Annotated in this window: 6 protein-coding genes; 5 read left to right on the top strand and 1 reads right to left on the bottom strand. The window is 65.5% G+C overall.

From position 1 onward, the window contains the following. Window positions 1-463: 463 nt before the first annotated feature. The 5 genes from D2N39_RS21890 (at window position 464) to D2N39_RS23740 (ending at window position 17237) form a co-directional block, all read left to right on the top strand. The gene (locus tag D2N39_RS21890; RefSeq protein ID WP_119136846.1) at window positions 464-3415 is read left to right on the top strand and encodes a DEAD/DEAH box helicase; all 2952 of its coding nucleotides are present in this window, start codon (window positions 464-466) and stop codon (window positions 3413-3415) included. 4 nt (window positions 3416-3419) lie between these two features. Next, the gene (locus tag D2N39_RS21885; protein WP_119136845.1) at window positions 3420-8366 is read left to right on the top strand and encodes an Eco57I restriction-modification methylase domain-containing protein; all 4947 of its coding nucleotides are present in this window, start codon (window positions 3420-3422) and stop codon (window positions 8364-8366) included. Window position 8367: 1 nt separating this feature from the next. Beyond that, window positions 8368-14781, top strand: coding sequence for a DEAD/DEAH box helicase (locus D2N39_RS21880; RefSeq protein WP_119136844.1), 6414 nt, complete (start codon window positions 8368-8370; stop codon window positions 14779-14781). Next, window positions 14778-16967, top strand: a complete 2190-nt coding sequence (locus D2N39_RS21875) for a UvrD-helicase domain-containing protein (protein WP_119136843.1) — start codon at window positions 14778-14780, stop codon at window positions 16965-16967. The genes D2N39_RS21880 and D2N39_RS21875 overlap by 4 nt, the downstream gene beginning before the upstream one ends. A gap of 63 nt (window positions 16968-17030) precedes the next feature. Then, a complete protein-coding gene (locus tag D2N39_RS23740; protein WP_119136842.1) occupies window positions 17031-17237 on the top strand; it encodes a transposase in 207 nt (68 codons plus the stop codon). Here D2N39_RS23740 and D2N39_RS23735 read toward each other — a convergent pair. Further along, entirely contained in the window at window positions 17226-17318 is a 93-nt protein-coding gene (locus tag D2N39_RS23735; protein WP_407645600.1) for an integrase core domain-containing protein, read from the bottom strand. The genes D2N39_RS23740 and D2N39_RS23735 overlap by 12 nt on opposite strands. Window positions 17319-17323: the final 5 nt, after the last annotated feature.

Here is a 17323-nt window from a genome sequence, read left to right as displayed (position 1 = left end):
CGCACCGGCCCACGAACCCACCACCACCATCCGCCATACAAGACCTCCATCTGCTCACGAAGGCCTTCTCGCAGGCGGGTCACGCGTCAGGAATATATCAAATCAATGGGCCCGAACCGCCGCATACGGTTATCCGTTTCGGCGCGTAAATCTTGTATTTGCGCCGACCTTCCCTGTCTCGCTTGAAATCACGATGGGTTCAATTGACCGGGGCGATCACGCCCAAACGGAACCGGTCTTCGCCAACTTCGCGCCCCGAGAAACATTAGCCGCGCCGGGGCCGGTTTCGGCCTTAACTGGGTTGAATAACTAAAAGAAATACCCTTGGATGGACCATGGACGCGCAGGGTGTCGGGGCTTTCGGTTCTGATCGTGCGTCGGCGGAAATTTTCGAAAACCGAGCTGCCCGACCCCGGCGCATGGTCGGGGCTCTTACCGGTGACGGTCGTAAGATGGATACAAGATGAGTTCAGCATACCCAACCCCCGGGTCCGTCATCAGCCTCCGCTCCGCCACCTGGAAGGTGCTGGGCACCTCGACGCTGAAGCGCGGATTCCGGGAGGTCCACTGTCGGGGCCTGAACGGTCTGGTTCGGGACAAGGAGGCCCGGTTCGTCTGGGATCTGGAAAAGGGCGCGCGCGTTCTTGACCCCGCGGCGGTCAGGCTCGTCCCGGACACGTCCCCCGGTCTGATCGACACGAAGCTGCACCTCGCGGCCGCGTTCCGGGCGACACCGACGACGACGCGTCGCCCCCTGACGCTTGGCCGGGCCGCGATTGACGATCTGACCTTCCAGCACCTCCCGGTGGAGCGGGCGCTGGCGCAGGACCGGGTTCGGCTCCTGATCGCGGACGATGTCGGCCTCGGGAAAACCCTGGAGGCGGGCCTCATCACCTCAGAACTCGCCCTGCGCGGTCGAGCGGATCGGATCCTGGTCGTCACGACCCGGGCCATGCTGACCCAGTTCCAGAAGGAGTTCTGGACCCGGTTCTCGATCCCGCTCTCCCGGCTCGACAGCGCCGCAATCCGGCGGATGCGGAACAAGATCCCGGCCCATTACAACGTGTTTGACCAGTTCGACCGGTCCATCGTCTCGATCGACACCCTGAAACGGGACAACCAGATCCGGGACGCGCTGAAACATTCCTACTGGGACCTGATCATCATCGATGAGGCGCATAACGCGGCCGAACGGAAGTCGGCCGCCGGGTCGAACTCGCAACGGGCCGAGTTGGCGCAGCTCCTGTCTCGCCGGACCGACTCCCTGCTGCTCCTGACCGCAACCCCGCATGACGGGTCTCAGGAAAGTTTCGCGAGTCTTATCAAGATGCTGGACCCGACGAGGGTTCCGGACCCGACCCGGCTGCATCGGTCTGACATCGAGGATCTGGTCGTCCGCCGGTTTCGCTCGTCGCCGGAGGTGGTCGCCGATATCGGTCGAGAGGTCCCGAAACGCCAGCTCCTCCCACGCCGCTTCCCGCTCAGCCCGCAAGAAGAGGTGGCCTATCAGGCGATCGCAGACCTGCACCTCGATCTTGATGAAGAACAGACCAAAGGACGCGCGATCGACCTGTTTCGAACCACGATCGCAAAGGCGATTTTCTCGAGCCCGGTCGCCTGTCGTGAGACGCTCGAGCGGCGGATCCGGGGGATCGAAAACGGGACAGCCCGCGGCACCCCGGCTGACCGGGACCGGTTGCGGGCGCTGGCGGACCATGTGGCGGCGATCGATACGGGCGCGTTCAGCAAATATCAGGAGCTCCTGCGCCTTCTGCGCCAGTTGAACTGGACCGGGCGCGCCGCGCGGGACCGGCTGGTCATCTTTTCGGAACGGATCGCGACCGTGTCCTGGCTCGCGGACCGGCTGCGCGAGGACCTGGGCCTTTCGGCCGACCAGGTGGCACGGGTGGACGGGGGAAGCGTCGAGGCTGACGTCCGGACCCAGGAGCTGATTGAGGCGTTCGGTCAGGAGCGATCACCGATCCGGATCCTGATCGCCTCCGATATGGCGTCCGAGGGGCTCAACCTCCATTTCCAGTGCCACCGGCTGATCCATTTCGACCTCCCCTGGTCCCTCCTCCGGTTCCAGCAGCGCAACGGGCGGATCGACCGGTACGGGCAGGACCGGCCCCCGCAGATCAGCTATTTCGTGGGCGAGAGCACGCACCCGAAGGTGCGACAGATGTGGGTCCTCGAGAAGTTGGTCGCGAAGGACGAGGCGGCCCAAGCCGGGGTCGGCGACCCGGCCGTTTTCCTCGGCGCGGGGGACGCGGACGGGGAGGAGGCTGTCGTCGCTGAGGCGGTCGCTACCGGCATCGGCGCGGAGGCGTTCGAGCGCCAGATGGACGCCCGGGCCGCGGAGGCCGTAACCCACATGTCGGTCGACGATGAGTTCGCGGCCCTCTTCGGGGATTACGCGGCCCCGGCTCCGACCGACGCGGCTCCTCCGACGGATCAAGCTCCGCCTCGCCTATACCCGGATACCTTCACTTATGCCCGGGCGATGATCGAGCGGCTCTCCCGGTCGGAAGGGCGCATCTTCCCGGAGCCACCCGGGATCTTCCCGGAGGACCGGGTCATCCGGCTCCCGATCCCGGACGACATGCGCGCGCGCGACGGGTTCGGTTATGCGAGCGAAGGGGCGGTTGATAGCCGGTTCATGCCGGAGGAGGCGGTCGGCCCCGGGGGCCGGATCGAGTTGACCGACCAACCCGGGGTGATCAACCAGGCGATCAACGACGCGAAGGCGCAGGAGCGGGCTTGGCCGACCGTTCAGTTCCTGTGGGACGGGCACCCGATCCTGCACTGGTTCGCAGACCAGGCCAGCACCTTCTTCCCGGAGCACGCCGCCCCGGCAGTGTCCCTACACGGACGCCTGCCCTCGGGGGAGGTGGCCGTGGTCCTTCACGGGGCGATCCCGAACGCGAACGGGTCCCCGGTCGTGGACCGGTGGGCCGTGGTGATCCGGTCGCCGGACGGGACCGTGCGGATCGAAGAGGTGGGCGCATTCTTGGAACGGACCCGGCTCGCCGGGGACACCCCGAGCCGCCCACTGGAGGACCTCTCGGCGGCGCAGGCAGCGATCCCGGTTGCGGTGGACCGGTTCCAGACGCACCTGGTAGATCTCCGGAAGGCGCGAGAAGCGGACATCCAGCGCGACCTCGACGCGGTTCTTGACCGGCTGTCCACCCTGGAGACACGGTTCCGAGCCCAGCTTACGCTTGATCTCGGCGACTTGCCCGGTACCGATGAGGGGCTCAGCCCGTTTGAGAAGAGACGCCTGACGATCCGCCGCAAGCGGGAACAGGAGATCGAGAAGCTGTTCCATGACTGGACAGACTGGTTCGAGCGGACCCGGAAGATGATTCCGGACCCGAACCCGCATGTCGACGTCAAAGTTGTGTTTGTGGGGTGACCGAATGGACCTGATCGGGATCGAAAACGAAGCGGAGTTCTTCCCGTCCGGGACCCTTTCGGACGTGCTGAAGGAGGAGCTTCAGGACATCACCGCCCGCTGGGCCGGTCTGGACCGGTCCGCCCATCCGGTCGAGCGGCTAGCCCGCGTCGCCGGCCCGACCGTCGAGGCGCTTCGTCAGGTGCGCAACAGTTCGGACCGGTCCCGGCGGGCCGAACTGGTCCGGGACGCGCACCACGACGTGTTGACCGCCCTCGGCTACGTGTGGCGGCGCGAGGGGGCCTATACGGCTCTCGAAGGGGCGCCGGTAATCCCACTCGTGTCCCGTGCAACAGATACCAGCGGTCGTGATGCGCTCTGGGTGATCGAGGCGCAGATCCCGGCCCCGGAGGACGAGGCGTCGGACCCGCTGGGGACCTGCTTCACGGAGGAGCAGCTTCCGCCGGACCTGCGCGAGGCAGCCCTACTGGATCGTACCATCGAGTCCGTCCTCGCCGAGGGGGTGTTCGAGCTGTCCGACGGCCCTCGTCACGTTCTTGTCCTCGGCCTCTCGCAGATCGTGCTGATCGACAAGAGGAAATGGCCGGCCAGGTCCGTCCTCCGGTTCGACCTCCAAGAGATCTTCGCCCGGGCGGACCGGGACACGCTCACCGTGATGGCCTGCCTGATCTCACGCGAGGCACGCGTTCCGGATCAGGGGGCGCCGATCTCGGATCGGCTCGAAGAGGAGGCGCAGCGGAACGCGAACGCGGTCACGACCTCCTTGAAGCGAACTGTCCGTGACGCGATCGAACTGCTCGGTCAGGAGGTGATCGCGGTCACCGGCGGGAAGTACCCGTCCACCTTCCCGGACTCTGCCCGGCGCGGGGTCTGGATCGACGGACCGGAGCTCTCGCGCGAATGCCTGCGCTACATGTACCGGCTCCTGTTCCTGTTCTACGCGGAGGCGAACCCGCGCCTGAACCTGCTGGACATGCGGAACCCGATCTACGCGACCGGGTACTCGCTCGAGGCGCTGCGTGAGCTGGAATCCGTCCCGCTCCGGACCACGGCGGACCGGGAGGGCACCTTCCTCTGGGAAAGCCTCCAGCGGACCCTTGATCTTCTCTACACCGGTCTCGACCTCGCCGACGAGGAGCGGGGGACCGGTCTTCGCCTGCCGGCCGTCAAGGTGTCCCTGCTCGACCCGGAGAGCACGCCGCTCCTGAACGGGCTGCGGTTGCGGAACGAGGCGGTTCAGCGGGTGATCCGGCTGCTGTCGCTCCGGTCGACCGGCAAGAGCACGGGCCGGATCTCCTACGCCAAGCTCGGGATCGGCCAGCTTGGCGCGGTCTACGAGACCCTGATCTCGTTCACCGGGGTGGTCGCCAAGACCGACCTCATTGAGCTGAAACCCCGGAAGGGCCGGTCGAGTGACGCGGCTGAGGACGGGGATGAGGCGGAAGCCCCCGAACCGGAAGAGGACGCCGAGGAGGACCTGTTCGGTGAGGAAGAGGCCGAACAGGAGGACGCGTTCCGTCGTGACAAGGTGGACAAGCTGGCTCCCAGCTGGTTCGTCCCCCGCAGCCGGATCAACGAATTCGCTCCGGAAGAGATCGTGTTCAACGGGTCTGAGGCGCTCGTTTACGAAAAGGGCACCTTCATCTACCGGCTAGCTGGCAGGGACCGGGAAAAATCCGCCTCCTACTACACGCCCGAACCACTCGCCCGGCTGCTGGTCAAGCACGCGCTGATGGAGCGGTGCCGGGATCTGACCGCCGACCAGCTGCTGGACCTGAAGATCCTCGAACCCGCAATGGGCTCCGCCGCCTTCCTCGTGGAAACCACGAACCAGCTGGCCGACCTCTACCTCGAGCGGAAACAGAAGGAGACGGGCCGAACCATCCCGCAGGAGGATATCGTCCTCGAGAAGCAACGGGTCCGGGCCTATATCGCGGACCGGAACTGCTTCGGGGTCGACCTCAACCCGATCGCCGTCGAACTGGGGGCGATCTCGCTCTGGCTGAACAGCCTGCACGGGAGCGAGTTCTCGCCCTGGTTCGGGGACCAGCTTCACGCAGGGAACTCCCTGATCGGCGCGCGTCGGGCCGCCTATGCCCCCGCGCTTCTCAGCGCCAAGGCGCAGGGCGACCTCTGGTTTAACGGGAAACCCGATGAGATCGGCTGGCGCAAACGCCTGCCGGACGGTCACGTCTGGCAGTGGCTCCTCCCCGCCAAGGACATGGCGAACTTCGATAAAGACAAGTCGATCGCCCCCTTCGCGAAATCCGCGCAGGACCAGATCAAGGCGTGGCGCAAGGACGGCTTCTTCAAGAAGCTCGAACCCCACGAGATCAAGCTGGTGCAGAAACTCAGCCGCGTCGCCGAGGCGCTGTTCGATCAGGTCGCCGAAGATCTCGCCAAGACGCGCGCCGCCGCGAATGACGAGATCACCCTTTGGCCTGACAAGGTGATCCCGGGCAACCGCCAGATGGACTTCCACCAGAAGGCCCGCCTGAACGCCCATCTGATCGGGGCGGACCACGCCACCAACACGCTGCCCTACAAGCGGTTGAAGACGGCGATGGACGCGTGGTGCGCGCTCTGGCTCTGGCCGCTCGACAAGGCGCATCTCCTGCCCAACCGGCGGGAATTCATGGAGGGCATGCGCCTGATCCTTGACGGCGGGTTCTCTGCCGACGGGTCGCTCGCCATGGAAAGCACCGCGGACATTCAGGACCCGTCCCCCGATTTCCTGGACATGTTGGAGCCTGACGCACCAGCGCGTGATCTGTTCAAGGCCGCGTCTAAGCGGCAGGATACCCTGTTCCGCGAAACCAATGTAGAGGCGCTGGTCGAGACCTTCGACTGGCTGGGCGTCGCGGTCGAGGTGGCCGAGCGTGAGCGCTTCGTGCATTTCGACCTGATCTTTGCCGACGTGATGCGGGCGCGTGGCGGGTTCGACGTGATTGTTGGGAACCCGCCTTGGGCCAAGCCCTCGTGGAACGAGGGGCTGGTGCTTGCGGATATCGACCCGCTCTATGCCGGGCTGTCGGCGTCGGACGCAAAGAAGGTTCTGGGCGAAGCGCTGCCGAAAGCGCCGTCTGTGCGGCGCGAGGGGCGGACGGTTCCGGCGGTCGAGGCCTTCCTACAGGACTTTGTGTCGACCCGGGGGGCGATGGAGGTAACCTCGTCCGAGGTGATGAACCCCTTCGCCGGGGGTGGGTCGAACAACCTCTATCGCTGCTTCATCGACCTGTCGTTCAGGCTGGTTGCTCCGCAGGGCTATGCGGCGCTGATCCATCAGGACGGGCATCTGGGCGACCCGAAGTCGGGGGTGTTCCGGCGGCACTGGTATGCGCGGATCGTCAAGCACTTCCACTTCCGAAACGAGATGAAGCGGAAGATGTTTGCCGAGGTTCATAACGAAACTGACTTCTCATTGAATGTTTACAGAGGGATAGCCTCCGAACCTGAATTCGACCAGGTGTCCCACGCTTTTCTTCCCTCACAAGTTGAAGACTCCTACGTCCACGATGGTGTCGGTGCGATCGAGGGCATCAAGAATTCTGAAGGAAAGTGGAACTCGAAGGGACACAGAGATCGCGTGATGCGCATCGACCTGAAAGCACTTGCTGTGATCCATGCTCTTTCCGAAGAGGAAAGCGTTCCCGTCGAAGAGGCCCGGTTCATCCAGCCCTATTCGGCGCGGACCTTGGACGTGTTCCGCCAGATCGCACGATTCCCGAAACTGGACGCGGCGATCCCACAGATCGAGCGAGTGGTTAGCGCGGCGAACGGGGACAGGACAGTTGAGGTGCCGCTGTGGCAGATGAACCGCCTCTGGGACGAGACGAACGCTCAAAAGGACGGAACAATCCGGCGCGAAACAGCTTTCCGGCCGGCGGATCAGATGATCCTTCAGGGGCCGCTGTTTCACGTCGGGAACCCACTTTATAAAACCCCCAGAACCGTCTGCAACTCAAATAAGGCTTACGATGTAGTCGATCTTTTTTCGGCGCCAGACGATTACCTCCCGCGCACAAATTACGGTCCGGCGCTAGAATTCGGAGCCTACCGGAACCGGATGACCCAGTGCCGCTGGGACTCGACGAAAGGCCACGCAGATTTCTATCGCGTGGCGTTTCGTAATATGATTGCGCTGAATGGAGAGCGCAGCTTAATCGCTGCCGTCATCCCGCCAGGGACGGCGCATGTTCATACGGTCGAAAGCGTCGCGTTCGAAGATGAAATGAACACTCTTTCTCTTATTGCCGCGTCAACCTCTCTTCCCTTCGATTTCATGATCAAGTCTTCTGGCCGTGGCCATGTTCATGATTCTGATATGGCACGCTTTCCATGGTGCGAAATCGAAACGACGGCTCTCCACCGCTCCCTCCGCCTATCCTGCCTGACCTCCGCCTACGCCGACCTCTGGAACCGCCACGCCCTCACGCTCGACGTCCTCCCGTGGTCCTCCTCTGACCCGCGCCTAGGCCTCGAGGGCCCGGTCGAGGGCCCGGCCACCTGGGACCGGACCGCAGGCCTCCGGACCGAATTCGCCCGCCGGATGGCGCTGGTCGAGATCGACGTGCTGGTCGCGCAGGCGCTTGGCCTGACCCTCGACCAGTTGATCGAGATCTACCGGATCTACTTCCCGGTCCTCCAAGAGAATGAGGCCGGAACCTGGTACGACCAGAACGGCCGGATCGTCTGGACCTGCTCCAAGGGCCTGCCCGGCGTCGGCTGGCTGGATGACCGCGGCAAAAGCCCCGGCCGCGCCGCTTGGGAACGGATCCTCGCCGAGACCCCGGCAGAACTGACCTGCACCGCCATAGACGATACGATGCCCGGCGGCCCCCGCACCGTCACCCGCCACTTCGTCGGCCCTTTCACCCAGTGCGACCGGATCGAAGACTACCGCCGCGCCTGGGCCCATTTCGAGCGGCTGAAATCCGAAGAGGCCGCGTGAGATGAACCCGATCCTCCTCGCCCGTCATGTGCAAGACAGCCTGCGCGAACTGGTCCACACCACGCTGAACAGCACCAGCCCCGCCTTCAACGGGATGGTGGACCGGTTCATCGCCGAGCCCGCGAACTTCCTGAAGGGGCCGTGGATCTCGGTCGACATGCCGTTCCGGCAGATCGACGGGGCGAAGGAGGGAACGTGGGTACAGCCCTTCCCGGAGGTCCCGCTGCGCTTCGCCCCCTATCAGCACCAGACGGACGCCTTCGCCCGGCTGAGCGGTGCCGCGATGCGCTCGACGCTTGTCGCGACCGGGACCGGGTCGGGTAAGACGGAATCCTACCTCTGGCCGATCCTGGACCACTGTCGGCGCAACAAGGGGAAGCCCGGGATCAAGGCGATCCTGATCTACCCGATGAACGCGCTGGCGACCGACCAAGCGCGCCGGATTGCCGATGCGCTGACACGGATCCCGTCGCTGAACGGGGTGCGAGCCGGGATCTACGCGGACGCGGAACCGCAGAACCCGGCGCATGAGGTGACCGAGGACAGCGTGATCACGCATCGTGAGACGATGCGGAAGAACCCGCCTGACATCCTGCTCACGAACTACAAGATGCTGGATTACCTTCTGCTGCGCGGCCGGGACAAGCCGCTCTGGGCGCAGAACGACCCGGAGACGCTCCGGTTTCTGGTGGTCGACGAGATGCACACCTTCGACGGGGCGCAGGGGGCGGACCTTGCCCTGCTGCTGCGCCGCCTGAAGTACCGGCTTAACACCCCGGAAGGATACCTGATCTGCGTGGGGTCTTCGGCCACGCTCGGCTCCGGGGAAGATGCGGCGACGGACCTGCGCCATTACGCCGAGACGATCTTCGGCGAGCCGTTCGATGCGGGTGCGGTGGTCCGGGAGACCCGGAAAAAACCGGATGAGGTGTTCGATGACCCCGAATATTTCAGCCTGCCGGAGCCGAGTGAGATCCACGTTGCCCTGAGTGAGGCGGCGGAAATGGACCAGCCAGGGGCCGCGCGCCGGCTTGCCTCCTGCCTGTTCCCGGATCGGACCGACCCGGACCTCGCCTTCGTGGACGCGGGTGACCCGGCGGATCCATCCTGGCGGATCCTTCTGGGGGAGCGGCTGAAAGATCACGTGCTGGGTCAGCGCACCATCAAGATCATCGCCCTACACCAAGGACCAGCTTCACTCGAGGCGATCGCGACCGGCCTTTCGCAGGTGAAGATCATTCGGGAATGGACCGAGGCGGATCATCGTGCGCTCGCCGAGCTGGTGGTCGCCCTTGCCGCATGGGCGCGGTCCGGGTCGACTGAGAGCCCGCGCCCCCTGTTCAACGTCCGCCTCCAGCTCTGGATCCGGGAGATGGCCCGGATGGTGACAACCCTGCCACGGCTCGAAGCGGGCGGGGTTCGTTCACAGATTGACCTGTTCCACGAGATGGACCTGGAAAGGGACCAGCTTCGCCGGGCCCTTCCGGTCGTGAACTGCAACCGGTGCGGGGCGACCGCGCATCTCGGAAGGCAGGACGCCCGGTCGAAGTCGCTTCATGCGGACCTGGAGCAGCTCTACCAGGAGTTCTTCGACGAGAACGGGGCGGATCGGATCCGGCTTATTTATCACGAGTCGATCGACCGGATGGTCCCGGCCAGCGGCGCCGGTGGTCAGATCGTGAAGGGGGTCCTGAACGCGGAAACGGTCGAGTTCACCCCGGCCGATCACAAGGATCTCGGCCCGGGACCGGCCTCGCCGGTCTGGTTGTACAACCCGACCGACGCGAACGGACGGATCGACCGGACCTGTCCCGCCTGCGGGCAGGCGCGCGGGCTTCTCCTGTTCGGGATGCGGGCGGCGCGCTTGACGACCGGCATCACCGGGACCCTTTACACATCCGAACAGAACGAAGAGCACCCCGAGGCGAAACCCCGCTTCTTGATGTTCTCGGATTCGGTTCAGGACGCAGCGCACCGGGCGGCGGTGGCCGAAACCCGGAACGCACTGTCGGTCTACCAGAAGGCACTCTACGGGGCACTTCGGTCCGCGGAAACGGGCGCGATGACCCTGAAAGAGGTGATCGAGGACGTCCCGCGCGCCCAGTTGAACGACCTCGGCCCGGACGGGTTCACAGCGCTGTTCATCCCGAAGGAGTTGACCTGGCGGCGGCGCTACCGGGAGCTGGTCGAAAGCGGGGCCACCATCACCGACCCGGTGTTTCTCGACCATATCCGGATCAGGCTCGGCTGGGAGTACTTCGTCGACCTGAGCTACCGGGCGCATTTCAACCACACGCTTGAGTTGAACGGTATGGCGGCGGCGGACGTGCCGACGGATCTGCTTCGCCTTTCTGCGGAGCGGCTGGCACGGGAGCTGCGAAACGACCTGCCGGGCGCGCCGGAGTTTGACCCGGACCTTCTGACCCGGCTTCTCGCCGGGGTGACGCAGCGGATGCGGCGGCAGGGGTCCGTGGCGCACCCCTACCTCGAGAGCGCGATCGCGAACGGGAAAGGGAACTACGGGCTGAACTGGTACGCGGCCGCCATCCAGGTGGGCGTGGGGAAGACCGGTTCCCTGCCAAGCCCGGACAGCCGGCGGGGCCTCGCGCCGATCCCGGTGACCCTCGGCGCCGCTCCGACCGGGTTTGAGAAGATCACCCGGACCGGCCCCGCGAGCTGGTACCGGGACTGGCTGTTCCGGCTGATCGGACCGTCCGACCTGCGCTACGGCGCGGACCCTGACGCGATCTATCCGCTCCTCCTGCGCCGACTTGAAGCGGACGACATCGTCCGGCGCGTGAATGGGCCCGAGGGGCAGAACCGGCATGCCTGGCTTCTCGTGCCGGAACGGGTCACCGTCTCCACCGCGACGATCGGGCTGTGCTGCGACTTGTGCGGTCGGCGCGAGACCGGGCTTTCGGAGAACGCGGCTGTCCTGATCGGTTCCCCCTGCACGCGGATCGGTTGTGACGGGCACCTAGCAGCGGTTGAGCAGGCTGACCGGCCCGCCCTGCGCCGCGCCCTTCGCTCGGACCGAAACCACCGGGTGGTGGCGCGAGAGCATACCGGCATCCTCGAAACGGATGAGCGGCTGCGGATCGAGACCGGGTTCATCAAGAGCGAAACCCGCTGGGCCCCGAACCTGATCTCGGCCACCCCGACCCTGGAGATGGGGATCGATATCGGGGACCTGTCCACCCTGCTTCTGAGCTCGGTCCCCCCGGAAGAGGCGAATTACGTCCAGCGGATGGGGCGGAGCGGGCGGCGCGACGGGAACGCGCTGAACATGGTGCTGGCGAATGCGCGTGCCCATGACCTCCAGTTCTGGGAAGACCCAACCCCGATGCTGGCAGGCCAGGTCCGGCCGCCGGGCGTGTTCCTCGCGGCCGAAGAGGTGCTGCTTCGTCAGGTGACCGCCTATACCCTCGACGCCTATGTCGCGGCCACGAAGGAGAGCGGGGATTACGGGAAGGTCCGGGACGTGCTGAAACGCCGGGCCTCCGGCGCGACCGAAGGGTTCCCGGTTGAGTGGCTTGAACTGGTTCGCGAAACCGGGCCGGAACTGGCAGACCGGTTCCTGTCTGGCCTGCCGCAAGAGGTGCAGGACCGGACGGATCTGGCCGACCGGATCCGATCTTACCTGACCGGAACGGACCCGAAATCGATCGGCTGGCGCGTCGGGGAGGCCTTTGACGGGGCTGCCACCGAACGGGCCCGGCTGGTGGAAAAGCGCGAGGAAGCGACCAAGGAACTTGGTCGGCTCAAGAAGCGCCGGGCCGAGCTGACCGATGAAGAATATGAGCGTCGTGAACAGGACCTGACCCGGGACCGGACCGAGATCAACCGTCTGATCCGAAGCGGGATCGACGATGTGCCGGTGATCAAGTTTCTGACCGACAAGGGAATCTTGCCGAACTACGCCTTCCCCGAAGAAGGGGTGAAACTGACCTCGATCCTGTCGCGGCGCAACGATGGCGCGACAGCACGGGACGAGGACGGGCTTCTGCACGTCGAATACTCCCGGCCCGCCAGCTCCGCCCTGTCGGAATTCGCGCCGGGCCAGTTCTTCTACGCCAACGGGCGCCAGGTGCAGATCGACCGGATCGAGATCGGCAAGGAAGATCTGGCCGGCTGGACCTTCTGCCCAGCCTGTTCGCATGTCGCGCACCGGATCGAGGGGGCCGAGACCCGCACCTGCCCGCAATGCGGGGACGAGATGTGGTCGGATAGCGGCTCCGCGCATGACGTGGTGCAGCTCAAGTCTGTCATCGCGATCGACAGCGAGGAAAAGGCGGCGATCCGGGACGGGGATCAGCGGGACCAGCGTCAGTTCGACCGGGTTCTCATGCCCTTCCATGGGCCGGAAGACATCGCCGCCTCCTGGTTCACCAGCCGGGAAAACGGCGCCCCGTTCGGTTTTGAATTCCTGCCCAGCTGCACGTTCCGGGACTTCAACTTCGGGACGAAGTCCACCCTCCCCGGGCCGCGGATCGCGGGAGAGCGTCGGCCCGCACAGCCGTTCCGGATCTGTCGTCACTGCGGGTCGCTTCAGGGTCCCCCACGCGGCGAGGACGATCGAGGAACCCACCCGCCGAACTGTCTTGTCATGCGGGATGAGGACCTGCTTCGCGAGCAGTGGGAAACCGGCGTGTTCCTGATGCGCAAGTTCAACACCGAGGCGATCCGGATCGTGATCCCGGTGGTCGGGGACGCGGATGATGATGATCTGAAGAGCTTCGTCGCGGCGATCAACCTCGGGATGCGGCGTCACTTCGCGGGGAAGGTGGACCATATCCGGTCCACCATCTTCCAGGCGCAGCTGAACGGAATGACCACGGTTCGCAGCCTTTACCTCTACGATTCCGTGCCGGGCGGATCAGGCTATCTGCGTCAGATCGCGGAACACCCGAGCACGATGCGCGAGGTTGTCAGCCGCGCGGCGGAGGCGCTGCGGGACTGCCCCTGCAACCAGGAGCCGGACCGGAACGGGTGCTTCCGCTGCGTGAAGCCCTACAGGTCACAGTTCGGTCCCGGCGAGCCGGATCGGGACCGGGCGCGACAGATGATGGAGGCTATCCTCCAGAAATGGGACAGCCTGACCCAGACCGAGACCGGGATCGACGCGTCAATTCGGGGCGCGCTGGTCGAGAGCGTGCTGGAGAAGCGGCTTCTGCGAGCCCTCTCCGGCTTTTACGGAGATGGGGCGCTGACCCCGCAGGTGCTGCCGGGCGGACGGCGTGGGTTCGTGCTACGCGCGGGGCGTCCGGACGCGCCGCGCCTCTGGACGATCGAGCCTCAGGTGCAGATTGACGCGCGGTTCCGGGGCCTGCCCCGCAAGCGTGTCGACTTCCTTCTGACCCCGGTTGGCCGCAGCGGCGGCCTGCCGATCGTCATCGAAATGGACGGGATCGAGTATCACGCGGGTACGGTCGCCCAGGACCTGTTGGACCGGATGTTGATGATCCGGTCCGGGCAGGTGCGGGTCTGGACCCTGTCCTGGCGCGACCTTGACCCGGAGGACAAGGGCTACCTGAACCCGCTCTCTGAAACCGCCCTCGGGGCGCAGATGACCGGGCCCCTTGGGCGTGCGCTGGCGCATCCGCTGCTCGCCCCACATGCAGAAGCGGTCCGGACGCTTCAGACCATCAGCACGCTCGATGCAATGAGGCGCCTTCTGGACGGGGATGCGGACGGGGATGCGGACGGGGATACGGTGATCCGCTCCGTCCTGATCCGGGGCCTCGTGAAGGGCGGTCGCCCCATCGACCAGCTTCCCCGGCAGGCGGCCCTTTCAGAGGCGGGGCGCCTGTTTCTCTCCGGTACGCAGGCGGTGGAACAGGTCGGGGTCGGGGCGCTCGATCTCTATTTGGCCTGTGAAAAGATCTCGCCCACCGAATGGACTCAATCGGATCGCGACCTTCGGCTTCTCCTGCGTTCGGTCCTGCCCGATCCGGGCGAGGTTCCGGCCGCGAAAACCCTCTACACGGAGGCCTGGCGCGGGCTCTGGCGGATCGTGAACCTGTTCCAGGGCGTGCGTGGTCTTCATGTCGAGTTCGACGGGCTGGACACGTTGGCCCCACCCGACATGGTGGAACCCGTTGACCAGGGGGATCAGGGCCCCGGGTTGGCCGCATGGGAAGAGGCGCGGGCGCTGTGCGACGACGCGTTCCACCCGTTGATTGACGCACTGATCGCGGCCGAGGCGCCCGGGCCGGACCACTTCGGGGACGATCTGGTTGCGGGCGGACGCGTGGTGGGCGCGATGGAATTCGGATGGTCGGATACCCGCGTCGCGGTTGCCGAGACATCCCATGAGGGGGTCGGCTGGGCGCTGATCCCGTTTGATCCGGAAACCGATCAGATCGGGGAGACGGTCTCGCGAATTATCACGGCCCTTCAGGAGGCACGGACATGACAGACACAATGAACAAGCGGGTCTCCTACGACATCGGCTGCATGAAGAGCCTGCGGAAACTGCCGGACCGGGTCGCGCTCCGGTTCATGGACCTGATGACGAAATATATGTCGGACCCTTCCGCGAATGGGCTGAACTTGGAAACGGTGGAAGGATCGAGGGACAGCTCGATCAAGTCCTTGCGGGTCGACCAAGGGTACCGGGCCATCGCCTTCGAGGTCGGCCGCGACATCATGTTCGTGCACGTCAACGAACATGACAAAGCCTACCGCTGGGCGGCAGGGCGCCGGGTCAAGCTCGACCCGGAAACGAACCGAATTCGGGTGATCGAGGAGGTGGACGCGGTTATCGAACCGGTGGCGACGCCGGACACGTCCGCTCCTCGCCTCTTCGATGAGGTTACAGATGCACGGCTGCGCGCCCTCGGAGTGCCGGAGGAGGAGCTGACGGCCGTCCGCCAGATTCCCACGATCGAGGCGCTGGAGGACGCGGAGGACCGGTTCGACCCGCTCACTTATCAGATCCTTTACGCGGTCGCGGCCGGTTATGCGGATGAGGAAATACAGTCCTTGACCGGGGTCGGCGCGGAGCCGGACGCGGAACCGCCGCAGCCCGCCGTAGAGTTGACCTTCGGGAAGTTGATCGAGACCGAGCAGAGCCGCCAGACCATCTTCATCCCGGAAAGCGAGGCGGAGCTGCGCCGCGTTTTCGAGGAGGGGCTTGAGGGCTGGCGCGTGTTTCTGCACCCCGAACAGCGCAAGATCGCCTACCGGGACTATAACGGGCCGGTCCTGGTCCGCGGCGGGGCCGGTACCGGCAAGACCGTCGTCGCGATGCACCGGGCCAAGCACCTCGCAGACCAGATCAAAAACGATCCGACCCGATCCGGCCAGCGGGTCCTTCTGACCACCTTCACGACCAGCCTCGCGCATGACATCGAGGCGAACCTCCGGACCCTGTGCCCTGACCATCTGGACGCCCGCCCGCCGCGGATCGAGGTGATCAACCTGGACCGCTGGGTGTCCCAGTTCCTCAAGCGCAAGAGCTTCGCGCGAGAGGTCGCCTTCTTCGGGGAAGCGAGGGACCGGCTGGATCAGGTCTGGAAGGAGGTCTTCGATGATCACGAGCTGCCCGAGGGCCTGTCCGAGCCGTTCGTTCGCGCCGAATGGGCGCAAATCGTCCAGGCGAAGGGTCTGACCGATCAGAAGGGGTACCTGAAGACGTCCCGGGCCGGCCGGGGCACACCGCTCGACCGCAAGAAACGGGCAGCGTTGTGGGACATCTTCGCCGATTACCGGGCCCGGCTGATCAGCGAAGGGCTGGCGGAGCCTGACGACGCTTACCGCGAGGCGACCGAGATCCTGACGGCGGAGGCGCCGAACCTGCCCTATGCGGCGGTGATCGTCGACGAGGCGCAGGATATGGGCGAACAGGCGTTCCGGCTGATCCGTGCGATCGTTCCGGAGACCCCGGCTGGCGACCGGAACTCCCTCTTCATCGTGGGCGATGCGCACCAGAGGATTTACGGGCGCCGCGCCAGCATGTCGGGCTGCGGGATCAACGTGCGCGGCCGCTCGAAACGGCTCCGCCTGAACTACCGGACGACGCAGGAGATCCGGGCCTGGGCTGTCTCGGTTCTCGAGGGGGTCAGCGTTGACGATCTTGATGAGGGGACCGATACCCTGCGCGGTTATGTCAGCCTCATGCGGGGGGCCACCCCGGAGCTGGTCGGGTGCCGGACAGAGGCGGAGGAGCTGGACGGGCTGGTGGCCTGGGTCCGGGCCCTGCCGCCCGACCAGATCCGCCTCTCCGACATCGGGGTCCTGTGCGCGCGTCGCGCCGACGCGGACCGGGTTCAGGCGACGCTCCGCGCGGCCGATATCGAGACGGTGATGCTCCAGTCCGGCGCTGATGACCGGTCCATCCCCGGGGTGCGGATCACGACCATGCATCGCGCGAAGGGGCTCGAGTTTTTCGCCGTGGCGATCCCGTTCCTGTCCGAGGCCGCCTTCCCGCCGCAAGGGGCGCTCCGCGCCGCCGTCGACCCGGCCGACAGGGAGGACATCGTCATGCAGTACCGGTCCCTCCTGCATGTCGCGGCGACCCGGGCGAAGAAGGCGCTGCGGGTGTCGTGGTCCGGTACGCCGACCAGGCTGATCAGCGATCAGACCCACAGCCTGGGATGAGGTCCGGTGAGCCGAAAGCGCCGGAAAGAACGCGTTTTTGACGTCGAGGCGCGCATAGACTGGATGGAAATGTATCGCACGCTCCCCATCGGTGGCGTCCGGCAGGCCTTCCCGGATACGGCGTCCTGTCAGCGGCGCTTGGCGGATGTGCGCTGGCCGTCAGGGGTGACATGTCCCTCCTGTGGCGACCGAAATATCGGGCTGATTGAATCACGGTCGCTGTACCAGTGTGTATCGACCCAGCGGAATCTGCACAGGTTAAGCCGCTAATGCGAATGCCTCAGCGGGGGTTTTCATATCCAGCGCCTGATGCGGGCGTCGGTTGTTGTAGAAGCTGATCCAGTCACCGATGGCGC

Origin of the sequence: Gemmobacter lutimaris (assembly GCF_003570715.1) — a bacterium.
Taxonomy (GTDB): Bacteria; Pseudomonadota; Alphaproteobacteria; order Rhodobacterales; family Rhodobacteraceae; genus Gemmobacter; species Gemmobacter lutimaris.
Note: the sequence above shows the minus strand (reverse complement) of the source record. Positions and strands in the feature narration are given on the sequence as shown.